21 protein-coding genes are annotated in these 19955 nt (G+C 42.3%); 16 read left to right on the top strand and 5 right to left on the bottom strand.

Annotation, left to right across the window (positions count from 1 at the left end; translation table 11 throughout):
* Positions 1–25: 25 nt before the first annotated feature.
* Both aceA and AC3ANL_RS24485 read left to right on the top strand, forming a co-directional pair.
* Positions 26–1315 (top strand): isocitrate lyase, encoded by a 1290-nt coding sequence (aceA, locus tag AC3ANL_RS24490; protein ID WP_488326915.1) that lies wholly within the window; start codon positions 26–28, stop codon positions 1313–1315.
* A 452-nt stretch (positions 1316–1767) separates the two neighbouring features.
* Complete coding sequence (locus AC3ANL_RS24485) at positions 1768–2199, top strand: YueI family protein (RefSeq protein WP_488326914.1); 432 nt, start codon at positions 1768–1770, stop codon at positions 2197–2199.
* A gap of 226 nt (positions 2200–2425) precedes the next feature.
* On the opposite strand, the gene AC3ANL_RS24480 is transcribed toward AC3ANL_RS24485, so the two are convergent.
* Complete coding sequence (locus tag AC3ANL_RS24480; protein ID WP_488326913.1) at positions 2426–2878, bottom strand: OsmC family protein; 453 nt, start codon at positions 2876–2878, stop codon at positions 2426–2428.
* Between the two features lie 91 nt (positions 2879–2969).
* Between AC3ANL_RS24480 and AC3ANL_RS24475 the strand changes: the two genes are divergently transcribed.
* The gene (locus tag AC3ANL_RS24475) at positions 2970–3449 is read left to right on the top strand and encodes a VanZ family protein (RefSeq protein WP_488326912.1); all 480 of its coding nucleotides are present in this window, start codon (positions 2970–2972) and stop codon (positions 3447–3449) included.
* A 7-nt stretch (positions 3450–3456) separates the two neighbouring features.
* Here the strand turns inward: AC3ANL_RS24475 and AC3ANL_RS24470 are convergent, their stop codons facing one another.
* Entirely contained in the window at positions 3457–4116 is a 660-nt protein-coding gene (locus AC3ANL_RS24470; protein WP_488326911.1) for a lysozyme family protein, read from the bottom strand.
* A gap of 219 nt (positions 4117–4335) precedes the next feature.
* Between AC3ANL_RS24470 and gatC the strand changes: the two genes are divergently transcribed.
* From gatC to gatB, 3 genes are read left to right on the top strand one after another with little or no spacing between them, the layout of a single operon-like run.
* Positions 4336–4629, top strand: coding sequence for an Asp-tRNA(Asn)/Glu-tRNA(Gln) amidotransferase subunit GatC (gatC, locus tag AC3ANL_RS24465; RefSeq protein WP_488326910.1), 294 nt, complete (start codon positions 4336–4338; stop codon positions 4627–4629).
* A gap of 12 nt (positions 4630–4641) precedes the next feature.
* A complete protein-coding gene (gene gatA / locus AC3ANL_RS24460; protein WP_488329825.1) occupies positions 4642–6099 on the top strand; it encodes an Asp-tRNA(Asn)/Glu-tRNA(Gln) amidotransferase subunit GatA in 1458 nt (485 codons plus the stop codon).
* 12 nt (positions 6100–6111) lie between these two features.
* Entirely contained in the window at positions 6112–7539 is a 1428-nt protein-coding gene (gene gatB / locus AC3ANL_RS24455; RefSeq protein ID WP_488326909.1) for an Asp-tRNA(Asn)/Glu-tRNA(Gln) amidotransferase subunit GatB, read from the top strand.
* A 423-nt stretch (positions 7540–7962) separates the two neighbouring features.
* Here the strand turns inward: gatB and AC3ANL_RS24450 are convergent, their stop codons facing one another.
* Positions 7963–8394 carry a VOC family protein gene (locus AC3ANL_RS24450; protein ID WP_488326908.1) on the bottom strand — a complete coding sequence of 144 codons (432 nt, stop codon included), beginning with the start codon at positions 8392–8394 and terminating at the stop codon, positions 7963–7965.
* Positions 8395–8676: 282 nt separating this feature from the next.
* On the opposite strand from AC3ANL_RS24450, the gene AC3ANL_RS24445 reads away from it, so the two are divergent.
* The gene (locus tag AC3ANL_RS24445; RefSeq protein WP_488326907.1) at positions 8677–9219 is read left to right on the top strand and encodes a DUF1697 domain-containing protein; all 543 of its coding nucleotides are present in this window, start codon (positions 8677–8679) and stop codon (positions 9217–9219) included.
* Between the two features lie 43 nt (positions 9220–9262).
* Here AC3ANL_RS24445 and putP read toward each other — a convergent pair whose 3' ends face one another.
* A complete protein-coding gene (gene putP, locus AC3ANL_RS24440; RefSeq protein ID WP_488326906.1) occupies positions 9263–10756 on the bottom strand; it encodes a sodium/proline symporter PutP in 1494 nt (497 codons plus the stop codon).
* Positions 10757–10978: 222 nt separating this feature from the next.
* On the opposite strand from putP, the gene AC3ANL_RS24435 reads away from it, so the two are divergent.
* Positions 10979–11530, top strand: coding sequence for a thioredoxin family protein (locus tag AC3ANL_RS24435; protein WP_488326905.1), 552 nt, complete (start codon positions 10979–10981; stop codon positions 11528–11530).
* Positions 11531–11582: 52 nt separating this feature from the next.
* Here AC3ANL_RS24435 and plsY read toward each other — a convergent pair whose 3' ends face one another.
* Entirely contained in the window at positions 11583–12209 is a 627-nt protein-coding gene (gene plsY, locus AC3ANL_RS24430) for a glycerol-3-phosphate 1-O-acyltransferase PlsY (protein WP_488326904.1), read from the bottom strand.
* A gap of 106 nt (positions 12210–12315) precedes the next feature.
* On the opposite strand from plsY, the gene AC3ANL_RS24425 reads away from it, so the two are divergent.
* From AC3ANL_RS24425 to AC3ANL_RS24390, 8 genes are all read left to right on the top strand, one after another.
* Complete coding sequence (locus tag AC3ANL_RS24425) at positions 12316–13098, top strand: class I SAM-dependent methyltransferase (protein WP_488326903.1); 783 nt, start codon at positions 12316–12318, stop codon at positions 13096–13098.
* Between the two features lie 154 nt (positions 13099–13252).
* A complete protein-coding gene (locus tag AC3ANL_RS24420) occupies positions 13253–13831 on the top strand; it encodes an RNA polymerase sigma factor (RefSeq protein ID WP_488326902.1) in 579 nt (192 codons plus the stop codon).
* A complete protein-coding gene (locus AC3ANL_RS24415; RefSeq protein ID WP_488326901.1) occupies positions 13828–14334 on the top strand; it encodes an anti-sigma factor family protein in 507 nt (168 codons plus the stop codon). The genes AC3ANL_RS24420 and AC3ANL_RS24415 overlap by 4 nt, the downstream gene beginning before the upstream one ends.
* Positions 14331–15422 (top strand): hypothetical protein, encoded by a 1092-nt coding sequence (locus AC3ANL_RS24410; protein WP_488326900.1) that lies wholly within the window; start codon positions 14331–14333, stop codon positions 15420–15422. Before AC3ANL_RS24415 ends, AC3ANL_RS24410 begins: the two co-directional genes overlap by 4 nt.
* A gap of 72 nt (positions 15423–15494) precedes the next feature.
* Positions 15495–16424 carry a hypothetical protein gene (locus tag AC3ANL_RS24405; RefSeq protein ID WP_488326899.1) on the top strand — a complete coding sequence of 310 codons (930 nt, stop codon included), beginning with the start codon at positions 15495–15497 and terminating at the stop codon, positions 16422–16424.
* Positions 16425–16595: 171 nt separating this feature from the next.
* A complete protein-coding gene (locus AC3ANL_RS24400; protein WP_488326898.1) occupies positions 16596–17537 on the top strand; it encodes a diacylglycerol kinase in 942 nt (313 codons plus the stop codon).
* Positions 17538–17739: 202 nt separating this feature from the next.
* Complete coding sequence (locus AC3ANL_RS24395; protein ID WP_488326897.1) at positions 17740–18291, top strand: cysteine hydrolase family protein; 552 nt, start codon at positions 17740–17742, stop codon at positions 18289–18291.
* Between the two features lie 64 nt (positions 18292–18355).
* Positions 18356–19822 (top strand): nicotinate phosphoribosyltransferase, encoded by a 1467-nt coding sequence (locus AC3ANL_RS24390; RefSeq protein ID WP_488326896.1) that lies wholly within the window; start codon positions 18356–18358, stop codon positions 19820–19822.
* Positions 19823–19955 lie beyond the last annotated feature (133 nt).

Below are 19955 nucleotides of genomic sequence, written 5' to 3'. Positions count from 1 at the left end.
AATAGATTAATAGGAGGATTTAACTATGACTGATTCTAGAGTAGCGCAATTACAAGAAAGCTGGGAAATGGATAGCCGTTGGAAAGGAATTACCAGACCGTATACGGCTGAGGATGTCATCAAGCTTCGCGGTTCCATTGATATTGAACATACATTGGCTCGTAAAGGATCGGAAAAGCTGTGGAAGCTTTTACATGAAGAAGACTACATTAATGCCCTTGGTGCCTTAACAGGAAATCAAGCCGTCCAACAAGTAAAAGCTGGGCTAAAAGCTATTTACTTAAGCGGCTGGCAAGTAGCAGCTGACGCCAACCTATCCGGCCATATGTATCCTGACCAAAGCTTATACCCTGCCAACAGCGTGCCAAGTGTGGTTAAGCGGATTAACCAAGCGCTGCAACGGGCTGACCAGATTACTCATTCTGAAGGGGACGACTCGATCGATTGGTTCGCCCCTATTATTGCTGATGCTGAGGCAGGATTTGGCGGACAGCTAAATTGCTTCGAATTGATGAAAGGTATGATTGAATCCGGCGCATCAGGCGTTCACTTTGAAGATCAACTTTCCTCGGAGAAAAAATGTGGTCATTTAGGCGGTAAAGTTTTGCTGCCAACACAGACGGCGGTTCGCAACTTGATTGCTGCTCGCTTGGCTGCAGATGTAATGGGCGTACCAACCGTATTAGTTGCACGAACAGACGCTAATGCGGCCGATTTAATTACCAGCGACATTGATATGAATGATGCTCCATTCATTACAGGAGAGCGCACAAGTGAAGGATTCTTCCGCGTGAATGCCGGGATTGAGCAAGCCATTGCCCGCGGCTTAGCCTACGCACCATATGCAGATCTTATTTGGTGTGAAACATCCGAGCCAAATATTGACGAAGCCAGACAATTTGCCGAAGCTATCCATGAGCAGTTCCCTGGCAAACTATTGGCCTATAACTGTTCACCATCGTTTAACTGGAAAAAGAAATTGGATCAAGAAACGATTGCAAAGTTCCAACAAGAGCTTGGCAATATGGGCTACAAGTTCCAATTCGTTACCCTTGCTGGCTTCCATGCATTGAATCACAGCATGTTTGAGCTTGCCCGCGGCTACAAAGAGCGCGGTATGGCTGCTTACTCCGAATTGCAGCAAGCTGAATTCGACAGCGAGCAATACGGCTACACAGCAACCCGGCACCAACGTGAGGTAGGTACAGGTTACTTTGACCAAGTTTCGATGGTGATCACAGGCGGAACGTCTTCCACCACAGCCTTGAAGGGGTCCACAGAAGAAGCGCAATTTACGGGTTCTAGCAAAGAATAACCAATGATCCTTCCCGCCTGGATAGTGGGAAGGATTTTTTGTATGGAGTGAATGACTTGCGGATAGAGTGAGCCAACTAGCGGATAGGCAGCTCTAACTTGCGGATAGGCGCTTCCAACTTGCGGATAAACGTCTCCAATTTGCGTCTAGCAGCGCAACTAGCGGACAGGCAGCTCTAACTTGCGGATAGGCGCTTCCAACTTGCGGATAAACGTCTCCAATTTGCGTCTAGCAGCGCAACTAGCGGACAGGCGCTTCCAACTTACGGATAAGCACCGCCAATTAGCGGATAAGCAAATCCAATTTGCGTCTAGCAGCGCAACTAGCGGATAGGCGCTTCCAATTTGCGGATCGCCAAATTAATCAGCCATAATAAGCACTTCTTTGGAACGGAACGTTTTTTGGGGTATGATCATACATAATAATAGCCTTTTATAATGGAGTTGATTTGTTTGAAAAAGACAACCGTTGACGAGCTCTTACAGCAAGGCATCCATGGGCCTCTAGAGACTAAACCGGAGGAGCGTCGTAAATACCTAGGAACGCTGCGTGAACGAATCATTGTTGCCCTTAATAAGAGCCAGGTAGCAGAGGAAAAAGTGTATCCTCAAGTGGAGCAGTTCATGAAGAAATATCCTGAAGCACAGCTTTTTTTAAATGGACATATGAATTATGAGGAATTATCTAAATATGTAAAAATGGCCGCGAAAAACAAAATTGAACATACGATTGTGACGAACAAAGAGCATGACACGGAAATTGGATTGGTCCTAGCGATGAGCCAGGCCATTGATAAGGAAGAAATATTTATTACCAAAAAGGTAGAAGAAATACAAAAACCGCAAGCGAAAAAAGGTTTTTTTGCCAAGCTTTTCAAACGGTGAAATTTTAATTTATGTATATGAACCCAAATCGACTTATGAGGACAACCCCGAGGTTAGCTAAATGTAAACTTGTCTTCATAAAGAGCTCATGAGGACAAACCGAGGTTAGCTGAAGGAAAATCTGTCCTCATGATGGGCTCATGAGGACAACCTCCATCGATCCAAGCAAAACCAGTCCCCATAAAGAAAAAAACACCTAAGAACCCGTCTTAGGCGCCTCCGCTTTTCACCCAGCCGTCACTTCCACCCTAGCCTGCAGTTCCATTTCTACATTACCTTGAATGGCACGGCTGATCATGCAGGAGGTCTCCGCTTTTCTGGCTAGTTTCTCAGCTAGTCCCACATCTTTTACCGAAGCCCCCGTTTTTAAGACAATAAGGGGTCGGTGGATGATTTTTTTATAGGTAAACACACCTTTGGTGACATCGACAATTCCTTCCGATTCCATCGTTAAGCTGTCTTTTTCCAACCCGCTGCGTTCCATCATCGCCGCAAGAGTAATGATGTAGCAGGTTGCAGCAGCCCCCAGCAGCATCTCATCGGGATTGGTTCCGATTCCCGGTCCGTCCATTTCCGGTGGGATTGAGATTTTTGTTTTTAAATTTCCGGCTTCAATTGCTCCGACATCATTTCGTAATCCCGGCCAGTTTGCTTTTAGGTGAAAGTGGTGTTCAGCCATACTAATTTCCTCCAATTTACGATTTGTCCCCATATATTTTGGCAAATATGGTATGGTTAGTTTGATATGTTAAAAATGGAGCAGTGAATGAATGAAAATTTTTTTTAAAATTGTCCTGTTGTTAATTCTTTGTTTATACATAGCGATTCTTTCAAAATTAATCTTGCTTAAATATATACCGTTATCGGAAATTATTCAGCATTTTAACTTTACTTATGATGAATATCATTGGAGGGATAATAATTTTGTCCCGTTTAAAACCATTTATTTTTATTTGTATTTAGCTGATATTAATTTAAATATTCGAATTGAGAACTTAGTTGGAAATGTAATTGGTTTTACCCCGTTTGGCTTTATTTTACCATTGCTTTCAAAAAAGTTTCAAAAACTTGTTCCTGTGGCCGTGACTACGTTGGGCTTAAGTCTGACGTTTGAAATTCTCCAGCTTGTATTTGAATTTGGCAGCTTTGATGTAGATGATTTGATCCTAAACACCTTTGGGGGAATACTGGGCTACATTCCTTTTAAAATAGGCTTCATCATCTTTCAGCGAAAAAAAAACAACCGGTGAATCTTTTTTAAAAGGATCCATCGGTTGTTTTTTCAGCGTTTGTCACGGGGACGCTATCAACTAATAATTGAATATTTTTTGTTACCTTTGTGCTGTAAGTAAAATCCCCATAGCAGTAGGGGTAACGGAAATTATCTTTATTGCCGCCGCAAGTATACAGATTCGGCTTTTCTTTTACACGAAGGAGTGAAAATTCCTTCGCAAGCTTCTCACTATGCTTTCCACCGTGCTGTGCCACATAATCTACATAACCAACACCCATATTGTAAGCCTGTATGATGGTTGGGAAATCTACCTTTTGCTGATTTCCATAGGTTAGAACACGCTGGAAATGTTGTACCCCAACTTGAATGCTTTGTTTAGGATCTGTAATCGAGTTCCTTGCTAGACCGGCTGATTCCGAAGCCTGCATCGGATCTCCACCGATTCCGCGGCTTTCTTGCTGCATGACGGCAACTAAGACTGGTGTTTGAGCCTCTAGATGATATTTTGCTAATTCCCCTTCGATTAAAGAGCTATATTTTTTTACATCAGCAAACGGATCATTTTTTGCAATCGGAGGGGAACTTTGCGGCTGTTGAAAATAATGTTGAAACATCGCCAAACCGCAAAAAAGCAAAAACAGCACGAAAAAAGTTTTGAATTTCTTCCGTCTTCGTTTTTTCATTTCTATACTCTCCCAAAAACATTTCTACTCTGATTATTATAAGGGAAGTCCTAATTGCGGTCATGTCAAAACGGTTAATAAATTATGAATTAATGCTAACGTTCATCTAAAACTCATTTTGTTTGTTAATACTGAAAAAGGAATCATTGCGGTAAAGCGGAAAAGTTTGGTATCATCAATATTAAATTAACTGATAAAAGGGATGGGAGGGAACAAGCGATGTCACGAATTTCAAATGAGCAAGTTAAACACGTTGCAAACTTGGCCCGATTGGCCATAACGGAAGAAGAGACTGAAAAATTAACCAAGCAATTAGATGCCATCATTACATTTGCGGAGCAGTTAAACGAACTGGATACGGAAAATGTTAAGCCTACATACCACGTGCTTGATATGAAAAATGTATTACGTGAAGACATTCCACAACAAGGATTGCCGCGTGAAGAGGTACTTAAAAATGCCCCAGAGCATCTGGACGGCCAAATTAAGGTACCATCGATTTTGGGAGAGTAGGGAGTGAAAACGTTGAGTTTATTTGATTATAGGGTCTCAGACCTTCATGAGCTTTTACATAAGAAAGAAATATCCGTAACGGACCTTGTCGATGAATCGTATAAACGAATTGGCCAGGTGGACGGCAAAGTTCAGGCTTTTTTAACATTGGACGAAGAAAGAGCCCGCCAAACCGCTAAATTGCAAGATGAAAAGTTGAGTACTGGCGATTCAAAAGGTCTCTTATTTGGAATGCCAATTGGTGTCAAAGACAATATTGTCACAAAGGGATTACGTACTACTTGTGCGAGTAAAATTCTTGAAAATTTTGATCCGATTTACGATGCAACTGTGGTTCAAAAGCTGCAGCAAGCTGAAACGGTGACAATTGGAAAGCTAAATATGGACGAGTTCGCAATGGGATCATCGAACGAAAACTCCCATTTTCAAAAGACACATAATCCATGGAATCTTGACAGGGTTCCAGGTGGTTCTTCCGGCGGTTCAGCAGCATCTGTTGCAGCAGGAGAGGTGCTTTTTTCATTAGGCTCTGATACAGGCGGTTCCATCCGTCAGCCAGCTTCTTTTTGTGGTGTCGTGGGCATGAAGCCAACCTATGGCCGCGTTTCTCGTTTTGGTCTTGTTGCCTTTGCATCATCACTTGATCAAATCGGACCGATCACAAGAACGGTTGAAGACAATGCTTATTTGTTACAAGCAATTTCTGGACTTGATCCAATGGATTCAACATCCGCAAACGTGGACATTCCAAACTTTGCCGCTGCGTTAACAGGTGATATAAAAGGCCTTAAAATCGCTGTGCCAAAAGAATATCTAGGCGAAGGTGTAACGGAAGCAGTTCGTCAATCCGTTATGAATGCCTTAAAGGTTCTTGAAGGTCTTGGAGCGAAGTGGGAAGAGGTGTCCCTGCCGCATTCAAAATACGCCCTAGCGGCCTACTATTTGCTATCTTCATCTGAAGCATCAGCTAACCTTGCTCGTTTTGACGGAGTGCGTTATGGATACCGTGCTAAAGATGCGGAAAGTTTGATTGAATTATATAAAAAGACTAGAGCAGAGGGCTTCGGTGATGAAGTAAAACGTCGGATCATGCTTGGAACATTTGCGTTAAGCTCAGGATATTATGATGCTTATTATAAAAAAGCACAGCAAGCTCGGACGCTTATTAAAAAGGACTTTGAAGATGTGTTTGCCCAATATGATGTTATTATCGGACCAACAACACCAACACCAGCGTTTAAAATTGGAGAAAAAATTGATGATCCTTTAACGATGTATGTAGAAGATATTTTAACAATCCCAGTTAACCTTGCCGGTGTGCCGGGAATCTCAGTTCCATGCGGCTTTGATGGCGGTTTGCCGTTAGGTTTACAAATCATTGGCAAGCATTTTGATGAAGCGACCATTTATCGCGTTGCCCATGCCTTCGAGCAGGCAACAGACTTTCATACACAAAAGCCGGAATTGTAGGGGGTGGAAACGATGGAATTTGAAACAGTAATCGGACTTGAAGTCCATGTTGAGTTAAAAACAGAATCAAAAATCTTTTCAGCAAGCCCAAACCGTTTTGGGGCTGAGCCAAATACCAATACAAGTGTAATCGACCTTGGTTATCCTGGAGTACTGCCTGTTCTGAATAAAAAGGCAGTCGAATTCGGAATGAAGGCTGCAATGGCCATCAATTGTGAGGTTGCGACTCATACAAAATTTGACCGTAAAAACTATTTTTATCCAGATAATCCCAAGGCTTATCAAATCTCGCAATTCGACCAGCCGATTGGTGAGCATGGCTGGATTGAGATTGAGGTGAACGGTTATACGAAAAAGATTGGGATTACGAGAATTCATTTAGAAGAAGATGCCGGTAAATTAAACCATGAAAAGGGCTATTCTTTATGCGATTATAACCGTCAGGGTACACCGCTTGTGGAAATCGTCTCCGAACCGGATATCCGGACGCCTGATGAAGCCTACGCCTATCTTGAAAAATTAAAGTCGATTATCCAATATACAGGTGTTTCCGATTGTAAGATGGAAGAAGGATCACTTCGCTGCGATGCCAATATTTCAATTCGACCAGTTGGACAAGAAGAGTTCGGCACGAAAACGGAATTAAAAAACTTGAATTCTTTCAACTTTGTCCGTAAGGGGTTAGAGTATGAAGAAAAGCGTCAACGCGAAGTGGTATCTTCAGGCGGAACGATTGATCAGGAAACACGCCGCTTTGATGAGGCAACAGGCACAACCATCCTCATGAGGGTGAAAGAAGGTTCTGATGATTACCGTTACTTCCCAGAGCCGGATTTAATGGATTTATATATTGATGAGGATTGGAAAGCGCGAATTCGTGCTGAGATTCCTGAGCTTCCAGACCAGCGCCAAAAACGTTATGTGGAAGAACTTGGATTGCCAGTGTATGATGCAAAGGTACTGACAGTAACAAAAGAAATGGCCGATTTCTTTGAGGCAACTGTTAATGGCGGGGCAGATGCTAAGCTCGCATCAAACTGGATCATGGGTGATGTTTCCGCGTATTTGAATGCTGAAGGGAAAGAGCTTGATCAGGTTTCATTAACTCCAAAAGGACTAGCAGGCATGATTAAGCTGATAGAAAATGGAACCATTTCCTCGAAGATTGCTAAAACTGTTTTTAAAGAGTTAATTGAAAACGGCGGCGTTGCAGAGAAAATCGTCAAGGAAAAAGGGCTTGTGCAAATTTCTGATGAAGGGACACTTCTTAAGATTATTGCAGAGGTACTCGATGCTAATCCGCAGTCAATTGAAGACTTTAAGAATGGAAAAAATAAAGCAGTTGGTTTCCTTGTTGGACAGCTGATGAAAGCGACAAAGGGTCAAGCTAATCCACAAATGGTCAATCAATTATTGCAGCAGGAATTGCAAAAACGGTAAAACGAAAGCTGGCAGAATTGTATCTGCCAGCTTTTTTCGTGCAATAAAAGTCGAAGCGGATTTCGACATTCGTCAGACCATTTCCCGGGAAAATTTCTTTCATTACAGGGCATTCCCCGAATCTAATCAAACGTTTGGTTGATAAGGAAATATGGGAGTATGTGTCGAAGCATGAGATATTCGTAGAGAAATGATGTTATCCGACATTATTTGCAGGAAAAAACACTAATGTGAACCTGTATTTCGACATGGTTTTCATCCTCTTTAGGCTGAAAAGCCTTTATTTATTTGGTCTAAATGCATTTTAATCAAACGTTTAATTAGTATGTTTAGAAACTAACTAAACGTTTGATTAAATAGTCAAAGGTCCTTGGTATTTAACCTTTTCTTGATAATTCATCGTGAAAATTTTGTAGATAGATCTTAAAAGGAAATCATCGCTCCGCGCTCGTCAAAAACGGAACTTGGATTCCAGGCCACTTCCCATAAGTTATTTTCAGGATCGGCAAAATAAGCTGTACGCCCACCCCAAAAGGCATCGCTAGGTTCCCTTAAGATCTTCCCGCCAGCTGTACGGATTTCGGTGATGGTGGAGTCTACATGTGCCGGTTGCTCTACATTGATAGCAAAGCTCACGGGACGGAAGGTTTCTGGGGATTGTGTGATCTCAATCCCTGCGTCTTTGGCTAATTCCGCAATCGGAAACAAGGATAGCAGGACACCGGCCGTTTTAAAGACCGCATATTGGTCTGAGCTAAACTCTGTTTCTTGCCAGCCTAACGATTTGTAAAAAGTACGAAGAGCCGGTAAATTATAGGCGCCAATGGTCAGTAAAGTTACTCTTTGTGGAATCATTCTTATTCCTCCATTAAATGTTATTTTTGTTTAGTAACCTTTTTCTTCAACTTATTCCTATTCTCCTTCCTAGCTCCCTAGTCAATTTTCGACATGTTTTTCTCGACTTTCAGAGTAAATGTCTTTAATCAATAGGGTTGGCACGGTTCTAATTAAACGTTTAATTAGTTTCGAAGGGACAGGAAACTGGTCGAAACAAGGCAGTTTCCACTGTTGTTTAGTTTATCCTAAAAATGGTAAGATTTAGAGATGATAAAAAAGAAAATAAGGCGAGGTAGATGAATGACGATTTATATTGCTCTGTTACGGGGAATAAACGTTGGCGGTCATCATAAATTAAAAATGGCAGACTTGAAAAGTCTATTAGAAGAGATGGGCTTACAGAAGGTAAAAACATATATTCAAAGTGGAAATGTTTTGTTCGAATCACCAGAGGAGGCAGAACCTCTCCGCGTACGGATGGAAGAGGAAATTAGCAAAACATTTGGCTTTCCTGTACCTGTTGTGCTAAGAACTGCGGAGGAGTACGAACAATTGATTCAAGCATGCCCGTACCCTATAGATTCGTTAATCGAGGGAGAAACTGTGCAAATAGCCTTTTTAGCAGACCTGCCTTCCGAGGAAGGGATTTGTTTTTTAAGCTCCTATAAAAGTGGTCAAGATGAATGCAGCATTGTTGGAAAAAATGTTTATCTATTTTTCCGTCAGAGTTTTAGAGATTCGAAGCTAGCTACTCAGCTGCCAAAGCTAGGTGTACCGGCGACAGTCCGAAATTGGAAAACGGTTATGAAGTTAGCTGATCTAGCAAAAGACATGGCGCAATAAAAAACGCTCGGATTATCATCAATAATCCGAGCGTTTAAGAATGCTATTCTTGTTTTAATAAGCGTACACTGTGATTAAATTCCTGTTCAATCTCATCATTTTTCTTATAAGTGATTAAGCTGACAATAACGGCTACAACTAAGTTTAAAAGAAAGCCTGGGACGATTTCATAAAGAGATTCACCAAAAAGGACTTTACCAAGGTCGCCATTCTTCCAAATGATGACGGTCACAGCGCCGACAATCATTCCAAGCAATGCTCCCCAGTTCGTAATCTTTTTCCAAAATAAACTTAATAAAATAATTGGACCAAAGGAGGCTCCGAAGCCTGCCCATGCATAGGCAACAAGCTCTAAGATTGTATTGTCTTGTTTGAACGCCAGTGCAACAGCAACGACAGCAACGAGGAGTACTGCCATTCTCCCTAAAAATACGAGTTGCTTTTCCTTCGCATTTTTGTTCATGACCATTTTATATAAGTCTTCTACAAGCGCACTTGAAGTCACAATTAATTGAGAAGAGATGGTGCTCATGATCGCTGCTAAAATGGCGGCTAAGACAAAGCCGGCGAAAATGGGATGAAATAAGATTTGTCCTAGCTGGATGAAAACAGCCTCGGGATCATCTAAGGTATACTGTGGATTTTGTTTAAAAAAGGCTAACCCAATCAGTGCAGTAAAAATAGTACCTAACAAGGAAAAAATCATCCATGCCATGCCAATCCGGCGGGCACTTTTTGTTTCTTTTATGGTTTTAATCGCCATAAAGCGAACGATGATGTGCGGCTGTCCGAAATAACCAAGCCCCCATGCCATTGCTGAAACAATGCCTATAAAGGATGTTCCCTTTAAAAAGTCTAGTTTAGTAGAATCGATCGCACGAATCGTATCAAAGGTTTCGGCTGGTCCACCTGTTTGAAAGATACCAATGGCTGGTACCAGAAGCAGGGCAATCAGCATCATTAACCCCTGAATAAAGTCAGTATAGCTAACCGCCAGGAACCCGCCAAATAAGGTGTAGGCGACCACAACACCGCCAACAATATATAGGCCTGTATGGTAGCTAGTTCCAAATGAGCTCTTAAAGAAAACAGCACCAGAAACCATCCCCGATGAAACATAAAAAGTAAAAAAGAGAAGGATTACAATACCTGAAACGATACGGAGAAGTTTGGTTTTGTCTTTAAGGCGGTTTTCAAGATAGCTTGGAATCGTAATCGAATCATTGGCAACTTGAGTATATGAACGAAGACGGGGAGCAACCAAAAGCCAGTTTAAATAGGCTCCGATTGTCAGGCCGACGGCAATCCAGGCGTCAGCTAAACCGCTAACATAGATTCCCCCTGGCAACCCCATTAGCAGCCAGCCGCTCATATCCGCAGCACCAGCACTTAAGGCGGTTACAGCCGGTCCTAATGACCTTCCACCCAACATGTAATCTGTCAGATTGTTAGTCTTTCGATAAGAATACCAGCCGATGAATAACATCATGATGATATAGATTCCAATCGTAACAAGTTGCAGTGATACATTGGACATAGATTTACCTCCTATTTTATTGTACAAACTAATTTATATAATATTTATTATATAAAAAATATTCTATCAACTTTATACTCCTATATCTACTGTAAAAAAGATTATTTTTTTGAAATAGGAAAAAATACTTGTGAGATAGTATAGGATGCACGAGGAAGGCAGTTCTTTTGTAACATGAAGTTGAATCGATTATCATAAAAGAAAAGTAAGGGGTGGTTGTAATTGAATTTAAATGAATGGTTTGAAAAAGGCTTGACCGCGGATGAGTACATTCAAGCGATGACACGAAATAAAGAAGAAATGCTGTCTATTTATGAGAAGTTTAGCTTATCGGCAGAGGATCAAAGCCAGCTGGAGACTTTGCGGGCACAACAACTACGAGGGATTGTGCTAACCGAGGATTGGTGCGGAGACGCGTTGCTGAATAACCCAATTTTGATGAGAGTAGCCGAAGCGGCGGGAATGGAACTTCGTTTTGTCCTACGAGACCAAAATCTCGAGTTAATGGATCAATACCTGACAAATGGCACGTCCCGAGCAATTCCTATTTATATTTTTATCAATCAAGAAGGGAAAGAAGTAGGAGTTTGGGGACCAAGGGCACCTAAAATTCAAGCTCTTGTGATGGAAAGGCGTGCAGCTTTACCTGACAAGGAAGCGGAGGATTTCCAAGCGAAGCAGATGGAAGTGTATAAGCAGTTAGGGGTTACCTATCAAAAGGATGCAACGATTTGGCAAACGGTTGCCGATAGTATTAAAGAATCTCTTTTATGACGAATAGGGGCCTTGGCGGATTTTAAATGCTGCCAAGGCCCTTTTTTTGTTCTTACATTTTAAAATCTCCGTTTTTGGGGGGAATTCGGTCGTTTAGCAATTTTTTATCCGTTATTTTGGGTTCGATGCCTAGGATGAAATTACGAATATTGGAGCGGTGCAGGTAAATGAGAAATAAAGAAAATAATAGAAAGATAAGTTCTAATTCTAGTTTTGGGGAGATGAAGGCATAGACCAGCATGGTAAGTCCGACAGAGATGGATCCCAAGAAAACGTATTTTGTTAAAAATATAATAAGAAAAAAGGTTACATAAGCAATTATAAGTAATGGAAGGTTGGTCATTAATAAGGCGCCAGCTGTTGTCGCAATGGCCTTGCCGCCGCGAAAGCCTGCAAAAATCGGAAAGCAATGTCCCGCTACTGCTGCTAGTCCAAAATAGAGCGGCTCAACATCCAAGTTAAAATAGATGGGCAGGTATGTGGCGATGGCGCCCTTTGCGAGATCAACCAGGAGCACGAATACAGCGGATTTCTTTCCAAGAACTCTGAGAGTGTTAGTGGCACCCGGGTTTTTACTGCCGTGTTCCCGAATATCAACACCATAGATAAGCTTGCCCACAATCAGCGCAGTGGGAACGCTTCCAATCAAGTAGGAAGCCACGAGTAACAGCCACAACATATGCATCATTCCCTCACTAAAATTTTTTTCTAATAGCATTCTATCATACATAAGTGGTATTATTTTGTTAAATTATCATTATAAGGAAGTAAAGGGAGCGCGCGCCATGAGACAGATTGATTTTGGTCAAGTTGCTAATAGCTATGCTCGGTCAAGAGAAGATATTCCCGTAACCTTAATGGACAGCTTACAGCTGCGCAATATTTTTTTTGACGGAAAAAAAGTGGCGGATATTGGTTCCGGTACAGGTGTGTTAACAAGAAAAATGGCAATGAGGAAAGCCGATGTTGTTGGCGTGGAGCCGTCACAAGAATTGCTCTCATTGGCAAAGGATATGAACCTGGTGAAAAATTTTACGATCCCTTATCAACAAGGGCGAGCGGAAGATACTGGGTTAAAAGAATCGCAGTTTGATATAGTGACGGTGATGCGGGCTTGGCATTGGTTTGATCGGCCTAAAGCGATCCAAGAAATACAGCGGATTTTAAAAGCTAACGGGACACTGATTGTAATTGATTCTGGTTTTCTATCTGGTTCAACGGTTGTCGGAAAAACCTTTGAGGTGTTAGCAAAATACGTAGAGGGCGGCTTAAAACCGGCTGGGTCGAAGGCAGATTCGAGGAGCCGGATTAATGGATTTCCAGTTGAATGGTTCGAGGAATGGCAAGGGAACGGCTTTGAGCTGCGGGATTTTTATAAGCTAAATTACATGGTTCGTTTCTCGAAAAAGGACTGGATGGAACGAATTGAACCTATTTCGTGGCTGGCAGGAATGGATGAGAGTGTTCGTAAAGAAGCTTTGAAGGTATTGAATGATGCTATAGCTGAAAAAGAGCCTTACGAGATTCTCCATGACTGTAATGTTTGTATACTAAGATTAGTAAATTAGAATATTTAACGTGCGGGGGCGGCCTCGCACGTTTTTAATTTGTTATGACAACTAATAAGTGGGTGTAAGTGGTAAAACAGCAATGGTATGATAAAAAGTAAAAAGTTTTTTTAAAAAAGTGTAGGGGTATGACTTAAACCGCTCGTCTATTGAAGTGAAAGATAAAAAAAGAAAGGGGGAGAGAACGATTAGCGACACAGCTTTAATTAAAAAAGTGCTTGAAGGCAATGATCATGCCTTTCGCCTTTTGGTGGAGAAGTACCGCAATGATGTGTTCCGGACCGTCTTTGCTGTTCTTCGCGATCAAAAGGAAGCGGAAGACGCGGCACAGGAAGTGTTTATGAAAATTTACACCTCTCTCCCCAAATATGAAAATCAAGGTTTTAAAACGTGGATGACGCGCATTGCCGTTAACCATGCGATAGATGTGAAACGAAAATTAGCGCGAAGAAAAGAGGATGTTGTTGACGCCATTGAACAACAAGTATTAGGAACACCGATGGATGGTGTGGAGAAGGAAATCATTGATCAAGATCGACGAAGTCTTGTTCGAAAGAAGCTGAATGAAGTACCAGAGAATTATCGTGAAGTGATCTACGGCTTCTACATAGCTGAAAAAAGCTATCAGCAAATGGCAGAGGAACAAAATGTTCAAATCAAGACTATTGAGACAAAGTTATACCGGGCACGAAGCTGGATGAAAAAGAATTGGAAGGAGGACGATTTTTCATGAAGCATTACAGTTACAAAGAATGGCTGCAATACGTTAATAACGAAATCAATGAAAACACCCGCGAGGAACTTGAAGACCATTTGTATACATGCGACCAATGCCTTGAACACTACCTGCAAGCTGTAACAGCAACTGAAACATCGCTTCCCGCACTTTCAAATGAAAACAGCTTCACCGACCAAGTCATGGCCATGGTGCCTGACACCGTTAGGACTCTTAGCACTATGTCAACAGTGGCTTCGGTGCCTGACACCGAAAGTGACACCAAGGGTCAAATTAAGAAGAGGCCGTTTTATCAGCAGGCGGTGTTTCATTATTTTTTGGCGGCGGCTGCGACGCTGTTGTTGATGTTTTCGGGGGCGTTCCGCTCGCTGGCAGCGTATGCGGACTCAATGGAACATCCGCGCGTGGAGGAAAAGAAGCCTTCGGTGACGGAAGGCGTAATTGATAAAACATTTGCATGGATGGATTCACTAGAAAAGAAGGAGGCAAATAAGAAATGAAAAGCTCGACGAAGGCATTAACATTATCGCTATTTCCGGGCCTCGGTCATATTTACTTCGGAAACATGGTGCGCGGAGTTCTCTATTTACTTTCAGTTGTAGGCTTGGCGTTCTTTACCGTTTTGTCATTAGCCACGGATAACAATGAAATTGCGATCATCACTTTTATGGCTGGAATCTTTATTTATTTGGTCAGTTTCATTGATATGGGTGTACAGATATCCAAACAAAAGAAAGCGTTGTTGGCTGCAAATCCTGATCCGCAAAATCCAAAGGAAGCACAGGATTCAGAACGCTTTTACACTATTGTCTTATCCTTTATACCGGGACTTGGCCACTTTCAAATTGGCCTGATGAACCGGGGCTTAACACTATTGGCTTCCTTTTTGGGACTGGCGGTCATGGTCAGTTTTGTGACAGCTTTGTCCAACCGTGGTGAATTTATGGTCTTTATGGCAGGTCTCCCGATTATCTGGGTGTACGGATTTTTTGATGCCGTTCAACAGGTTAATAAAAAGCAGCGTGGTGAGGAGCTGATCGACCGAACTATTTTTGAAGATTTTGAAATGCGCCGCGAGGATGGAAAAAAGAGTAAATCGATTGCAACCTTTCTGTCGATTTTCCCGGGAGCCGGGCATCTGTATTTAGGTTTACAGCGCCGCGGCATCCAATTAATGGCGGCCTTTCTTTTCTCTATTTATATCTTAGATGTCTTGCGACTCGGCATCTTCTTGTTCTTAATTCCGATTATCTGGTTCTACAGCTTTTTTGATGCGATGCAAAAGGTGTCAAAGTATGGAGATGAAAAGATCGAGGACGAACCGATCATCGCTTACTTTCTCAATCATCAAAAATGGGTGGGGATCGGCCTTATCCTCTTAGGGGTCTATTATTTAGTCATGAACGTTTTAGTACCAGCCCTTTCACCAATCATAAATCGATTGATCAATGTCGATATTATGTATTGGGTTCAAGGCTACATGCAGACCGGTCTTGTTTGTATCTTGTTGATTGGCGGCGGAATCAAGCTTTTATCGGGAAGTAAACAAAAAAGGGAGGCAAAGAACCATGAGAAAGTGGGGGAATAGAATTACAGGTGTAGTCTTAATCGGAGCCGGGATTGGGTTCCTTTTAAGAAAAAGAAGAGAGGTGTCAAACGGATGAGAACATGGCGTGTAGGGACATTTTCGATGGGGGCTTCGCTCGTTTTGCTCGGCCTCTTGCTTTTCTTTTCTAAGTTTCTTGATTTAAATTTGGTTCAAGTGATGACAGCGTGGTGGCCGCTCCTATTGGTCGTGTTGGGAATAGAAATTCTCCTCTATTTGTTTTTATCAAAGCAGGAAAAACCGCTGTTAAAATATGATTTTTTAAGTATTTTCTTTGTGGGATTGCTCGGAACAGCGGGAATTGCCTTTGCTATCTTAAGCTCCATAGGGGTAATGGGCAAGGTGGAAGAGGCGATGGTGAGAGAAGAACGCTCGTTTGAACTGCCAGCCTTTTCCTATAAAATGAATGATACGATCAAGCGAGTCGTGGTGAGGACGGTAGGTTATGACCTGACGGTGGAGGCATCAGCCGACAAAGAAACCGCCATGTTTGGTACGTACCGCGTGCAAACGGCGAAAAAGGCAAAGCTGCTCAAAAGTGCAGATGATCTTATCGTGGCCAATCAGAAGGGGGACACGCTCTATTTAAACTTTAAGATGCTCCCGACTGAAATGGGTCCTTTTCATTCGCAAGGTATTGTGGCAGCGACCCTCCTCGTTCCAAACGATGTGAAGCTAGAAGTGATCGGAAGCGCAGATTCTCTTACCTTGAAGCCTCGAACGCTCGAAAATGATTGGAATATTGAGAGTGCTTCGTCCGTTATCGTCAATGTTGCGAAAAATAGCAATTTGCAGGTGAGGACGTCGGGAATTGACGATCTGCGCGGAAAAGAGGGCGAGTGGCAGGTTGCAGGAAAACCGAAGGCAGGGGATGAAGAGAATCAGCCGCCGACATCGACAAGCGCTTTATACCAAGCTGGAGAAGGAAAATATCGAATTCAGATTGTGAATGCCTTTGATGTCAGCCTGAACACGAATCAATAATTTTTTTTCGTTAATTTTTTGCAAAAAATTAAAAAGGTGTTATTGTAGTAAATGGAATTGGAAGGACATAATATTTTTATGGCTTTGCAAGATGTTTGTAAGCATTCATAATAATTGGTAGAATATTGAATTGACAAAGCTAATTGTTATTTGAAAAATAGGATGATGATAATGAAAAGAGCACGACTGATTTACAATCCTACATCAGGACGAGAAATTTTAAAGAAGAACCTGCCTGAAATCCTTGAAAAATTAGAGATGGCCGGATATGAAGCTTCTTGTCATGCAACTATAAGTGCAGGCGATGCCACGAATGCAGCCCAATTAGCTGTTGAGCGGCAATATGATGTAGTAATTGCGGCCGGAGGCGACGGAACGATTCATGAAGTCGTAAATGGTCTCGCTGAACAGGACTATCGCCCAAAGTTGGGGATTATTCCAGCAGGGACAACCAATGACTTTGCCCGTGCCCTTCATATTCCAAGAGATATTGGGTCTGCCGTTGATATCATTACCAGAGGTGAATTGATTCCTGTTGATATTGGCCGCATCAATGATCGATATTTTATTAATATTGCGGGTGGCGGTAGAATCACGGAACTTACATACGAGGTACCTAGCAAATTAAAAACGATGCTCGGTCAGCTGGCCTACTACTTAAAAGGGATGGAAATGCTTCCTTTTATTAATGCTTCGGATCTTCACATTGAGTATGATGGAAAGCTGTTTGAAGGAGAAGCGATGATGTTTCTTATCGGTTTGACGAATTCGATCGGCGGATTTGAAAAGCTTGCACCGGACGCTTCGATTAACGATGGATTGTTTTCCCTGCTGATATTGAAAAAGGTAAACCTTGCCGAGTTTGTTCGGATCGCGACGCTAGCGATTCGTGGTGAGCATGTAAATGACCCGAATGTAATTTACACCCAGGCAAATCGAATTAAAGTTTATTCCGATGAAAAGGTACAGTTGAATTTGGACGGTGAATTTGGCGGATTGCTGCCGGCGGAGTTTGAGAATCTGTATCGTCATCTAGAGGTGTTTGTGCCCCTTGATGATATCCGCCCGAATGATCGGCCGACAGATTGGGTATCAGGAAAAAGATATAGCTAAAAAAAAGTTCGTTCCAGCCGGAGCGGACTTTTTTCAATTGGAGCGCTCCATAAGGAAGGCTTCGGAAGCATTGGCATCGTACGAAGGGAAAGCGTTAGCTTTTCCGGGGAGGCCATAAGCCGCTGAACAGGACGCTTCCACTTTTCTTAACTTTCTGTGTATAATGAATGAAAGACAGTAGTCAAGACAATAAGGGGGGCGTATGGATATGAAGGCATTAATTAATATCGATTATACATATGATTTTGTTGCAGATGCTGGAGCGTTAACCTGTGGTGTACCGGGACAGAAGATTGAAGGGAAAATTGTCGAGTTGACAAAGGAATTTATCAACAATGGCGATTACATCGTCTTTGCCATCGATGTGCATGATCCTGATGATGAGTACCATCCGGAAACGAAGTTATTCCCACCGCATAACCTTAGAGGGACTGCTGGAAGGGACTTGTTTGGTGCCCTTCAGGGAGTTTATGAAGATAATAAACAGCGTGAAAATGTTGCCTATATAGATAAAACTCGGTACTCAGCATTTGCTGGAACCGACTTGGAAATCAAATTGCGCGAGCGGGGCATTACAGAGGTTCATCTGGTTGGGGTTTGTACCGATATTTGTGTCCTCCACACGGCTGTTGATGCATATAATAAAGGCTTCAAAGTGGTTGTTCACAAGGATGCCGTGGCATCTTTCAATCCAGCAGGTCATGAGTGGGCGCTCGGGCATTTTGAACAATCACTTGGTGCTATAGTTAAATAGATTTAATAATGATATTATTGGATATAATGGTGAAAAGCTGTAATCGTATTCTGGAGGTCTAGTTATGAAACACATTTATCATGATGATAGTTTAGCTCTGCATACCGATCTGTACCAGATTAATATGGCAGAGACGTATTGGAGAGATGGCATACATAATAAACGTGCGGTCTTCGAGCTATTTTTCCGCAAGTTACCGTTTGGGAATGGCTATGCTGTTTTCGCAGGCTTAGAAAAGGTAATTCAATTTATTCAAGACTTCCGTTTTAGTGAAGAAGACCTTGAATACTTGAAAGATGAAGTAGGCTACAAAGAGGATTTTCTCGATTATCTAAAAAATATGCGTTTCACAGGCTCCATTCGGGCCATGAAAGAGGGCGAGCTTGTCTTTGGCAATGAGCCGATTATACGGGTGGATGCACCGCTAGGGGAAGCCCAGATTATTGAAACCGCCCTGCTTAATATAGTGAACTACCAAACGTTAATTGCCACAAAAGCTTCCAGAATCAAACAAGTGGTTGGGGATGCTGGGACCGCAGAATTTGGAACAAGACGGGCCCAGGAAATGGATGCCGCCATCTGGGGAACTAGAGCCGCCTATCTTGCAGGCTTCGATTCCACCAGCAACGTGCGGGCAGGTAAACTGTTCGGGGTGCCTGTTTCCGGAACACATGCCCATTCAATGGTGCAGGCCTATAAGGATGAATATATAGCTTTTAACAAATACGCTGAAACACATAAGGATTGTGTCTTTTTAGTAGATACGTATGATACGCTTCGTCTTGGCGTGCCAAATGCAATCAAAGTCGCTAAAGAGTTAGGCGATAAAATTAATTTTATCGGAATCCGCCTTGATAGCGGCGACCTTGCCTACCTTTCGAAGGAAGCGCGCAAACTGCTTGATGAGGCTGGCTTTAAAGAAGCCAAAATTGTTGCTTCCAGTGACCTTGATGAATACACGATTATGAGCTTGAAATCTCAAGGTGCAAAAATTGATAGCTGGGGAATCGGGACGAAGCTGATTACGGCTTATGACCAGGCCGCCCTTGGTGCTGTCTACAAAATTGTTGCCATTGAAAACGAAAATGGGCAATTAGAGGATACGATTAAAATCTCCTCCAATCCTGAAAAGGTAACGACTCCAGGAATGAAGAGGATTTACCGGATTATAAATAATACGAATAACCATGCCGAAGGGGATTATATTGCCATGGAGGATGAAAAGCTGCCGGAAAAACGGCTGCGGATGTTCCATCCAACCCATACATATATGAATAAGGTAGTGACGAACTTTACGGCAAAAGAACTTCATGAAGATATTTTTATGAACGGTGAACTCCAGTACGAAGTCCCTTGTTTGGAAGAATCCCGTGAATATTTAGAGCAAAATTTAAATGCCCTTTGGGATGAATACAAGCGTACGATGAACCCTGCAGAATACCCAGTGGACTTGAGTCAAAAATGCTGGGATAACAAAATGAAGAACATTGAAGAAGTGAAAGAGAAAGTAGCAGCAATGAAAGAAGAATAACATCTTTTTTAAAAAAAGAGGGTGTCCCATCAGGGTTTGACTGAGATGACCTTCAAGAGTTAGATTTTACTCTAACTCTTGGGGTGCAGTCCTGACCCTTCTCCTGGGACATCCTCTTTCCTATTTTTGTTTA

This window comes from Neobacillus sp. DHD-1R (assembly GCF_057747995.1).
This window is presented reverse-complemented; position numbering and strand designations above follow the sequence as displayed.

What these genes read in the sequence shown, in the direction of transcription:
- aceA (WP_488326915.1), top strand. Translation starts at nt 26, where the DNA reads ATGACTGATTCTAGAGTAGCGCAATTACAAGAAAGCTGGGAAATGGAT.
- AC3ANL_RS24480 (WP_488326913.1), bottom strand. Translation starts at nt 2,878, where the DNA reads ATGGCTGAACACCACTTTCACCTAAAAGCAAACTGGCCGGGATTACGA.
- AC3ANL_RS24475 (WP_488326912.1), top strand. Translation starts at nt 2,970, where the DNA reads ATGAAAATTTTTTTTAAAATTGTCCTGTTGTTAATTCTTTGTTTATAC.
- AC3ANL_RS24470 (WP_488326911.1), bottom strand. Translation starts at nt 4,116, where the DNA reads ATGAAAAAACGAAGACGGAAGAAATTCAAAACTTTTTTCGTGCTGTTT.
- gatC (WP_488326910.1), top strand. Translation starts at nt 4,336, where the DNA reads ATGTCACGAATTTCAAATGAGCAAGTTAAACACGTTGCAAACTTGGCC.
- gatB (WP_488326909.1), top strand. Translation starts at nt 6,112, where the DNA reads ATGGAATTTGAAACAGTAATCGGACTTGAAGTCCATGTTGAGTTAAAA.
- AC3ANL_RS24450 (WP_488326908.1), bottom strand. Translation starts at nt 8,394, where the DNA reads ATGATTCCACAAAGAGTAACTTTACTGACCATTGGCGCCTATAATTTA.
- AC3ANL_RS24445 (WP_488326907.1), top strand. Translation starts at nt 8,677, where the DNA reads ATGACGATTTATATTGCTCTGTTACGGGGAATAAACGTTGGCGGTCAT.
- putP (WP_488326906.1), bottom strand. Translation starts at nt 10,756, where the DNA reads ATGTCCAATGTATCACTGCAACTTGTTACGATTGGAATCTATATCATC.
- plsY (WP_488326904.1), bottom strand. Translation starts at nt 12,209, where the DNA reads ATGTTGTGGCTGTTACTCGTGGCTTCCTACTTGATTGGAAGCGTTCCC.
- AC3ANL_RS24425 (WP_488326903.1), top strand. Translation starts at nt 12,316, where the DNA reads ATGAGACAGATTGATTTTGGTCAAGTTGCTAATAGCTATGCTCGGTCA.
- AC3ANL_RS24415 (WP_488326901.1), top strand. Translation starts at nt 13,828, where the DNA reads ATGAAGCATTACAGTTACAAAGAATGGCTGCAATACGTTAATAACGAA.
- AC3ANL_RS24410 (WP_488326900.1), top strand. Translation starts at nt 14,331, where the DNA reads ATGAAAAGCTCGACGAAGGCATTAACATTATCGCTATTTCCGGGCCTC.
- AC3ANL_RS24405 (WP_488326899.1), top strand. Translation starts at nt 15,495, where the DNA reads ATGAGAACATGGCGTGTAGGGACATTTTCGATGGGGGCTTCGCTCGTT.
- AC3ANL_RS24400 (WP_488326898.1), top strand. Translation starts at nt 16,596, where the DNA reads ATGAAAAGAGCACGACTGATTTACAATCCTACATCAGGACGAGAAATT.
- AC3ANL_RS24395 (WP_488326897.1), top strand. Translation starts at nt 17,740, where the DNA reads ATGGATATGAAGGCATTAATTAATATCGATTATACATATGATTTTGTT.
- AC3ANL_RS24390 (WP_488326896.1), top strand. Translation starts at nt 18,356, where the DNA reads ATGAAACACATTTATCATGATGATAGTTTAGCTCTGCATACCGATCTG.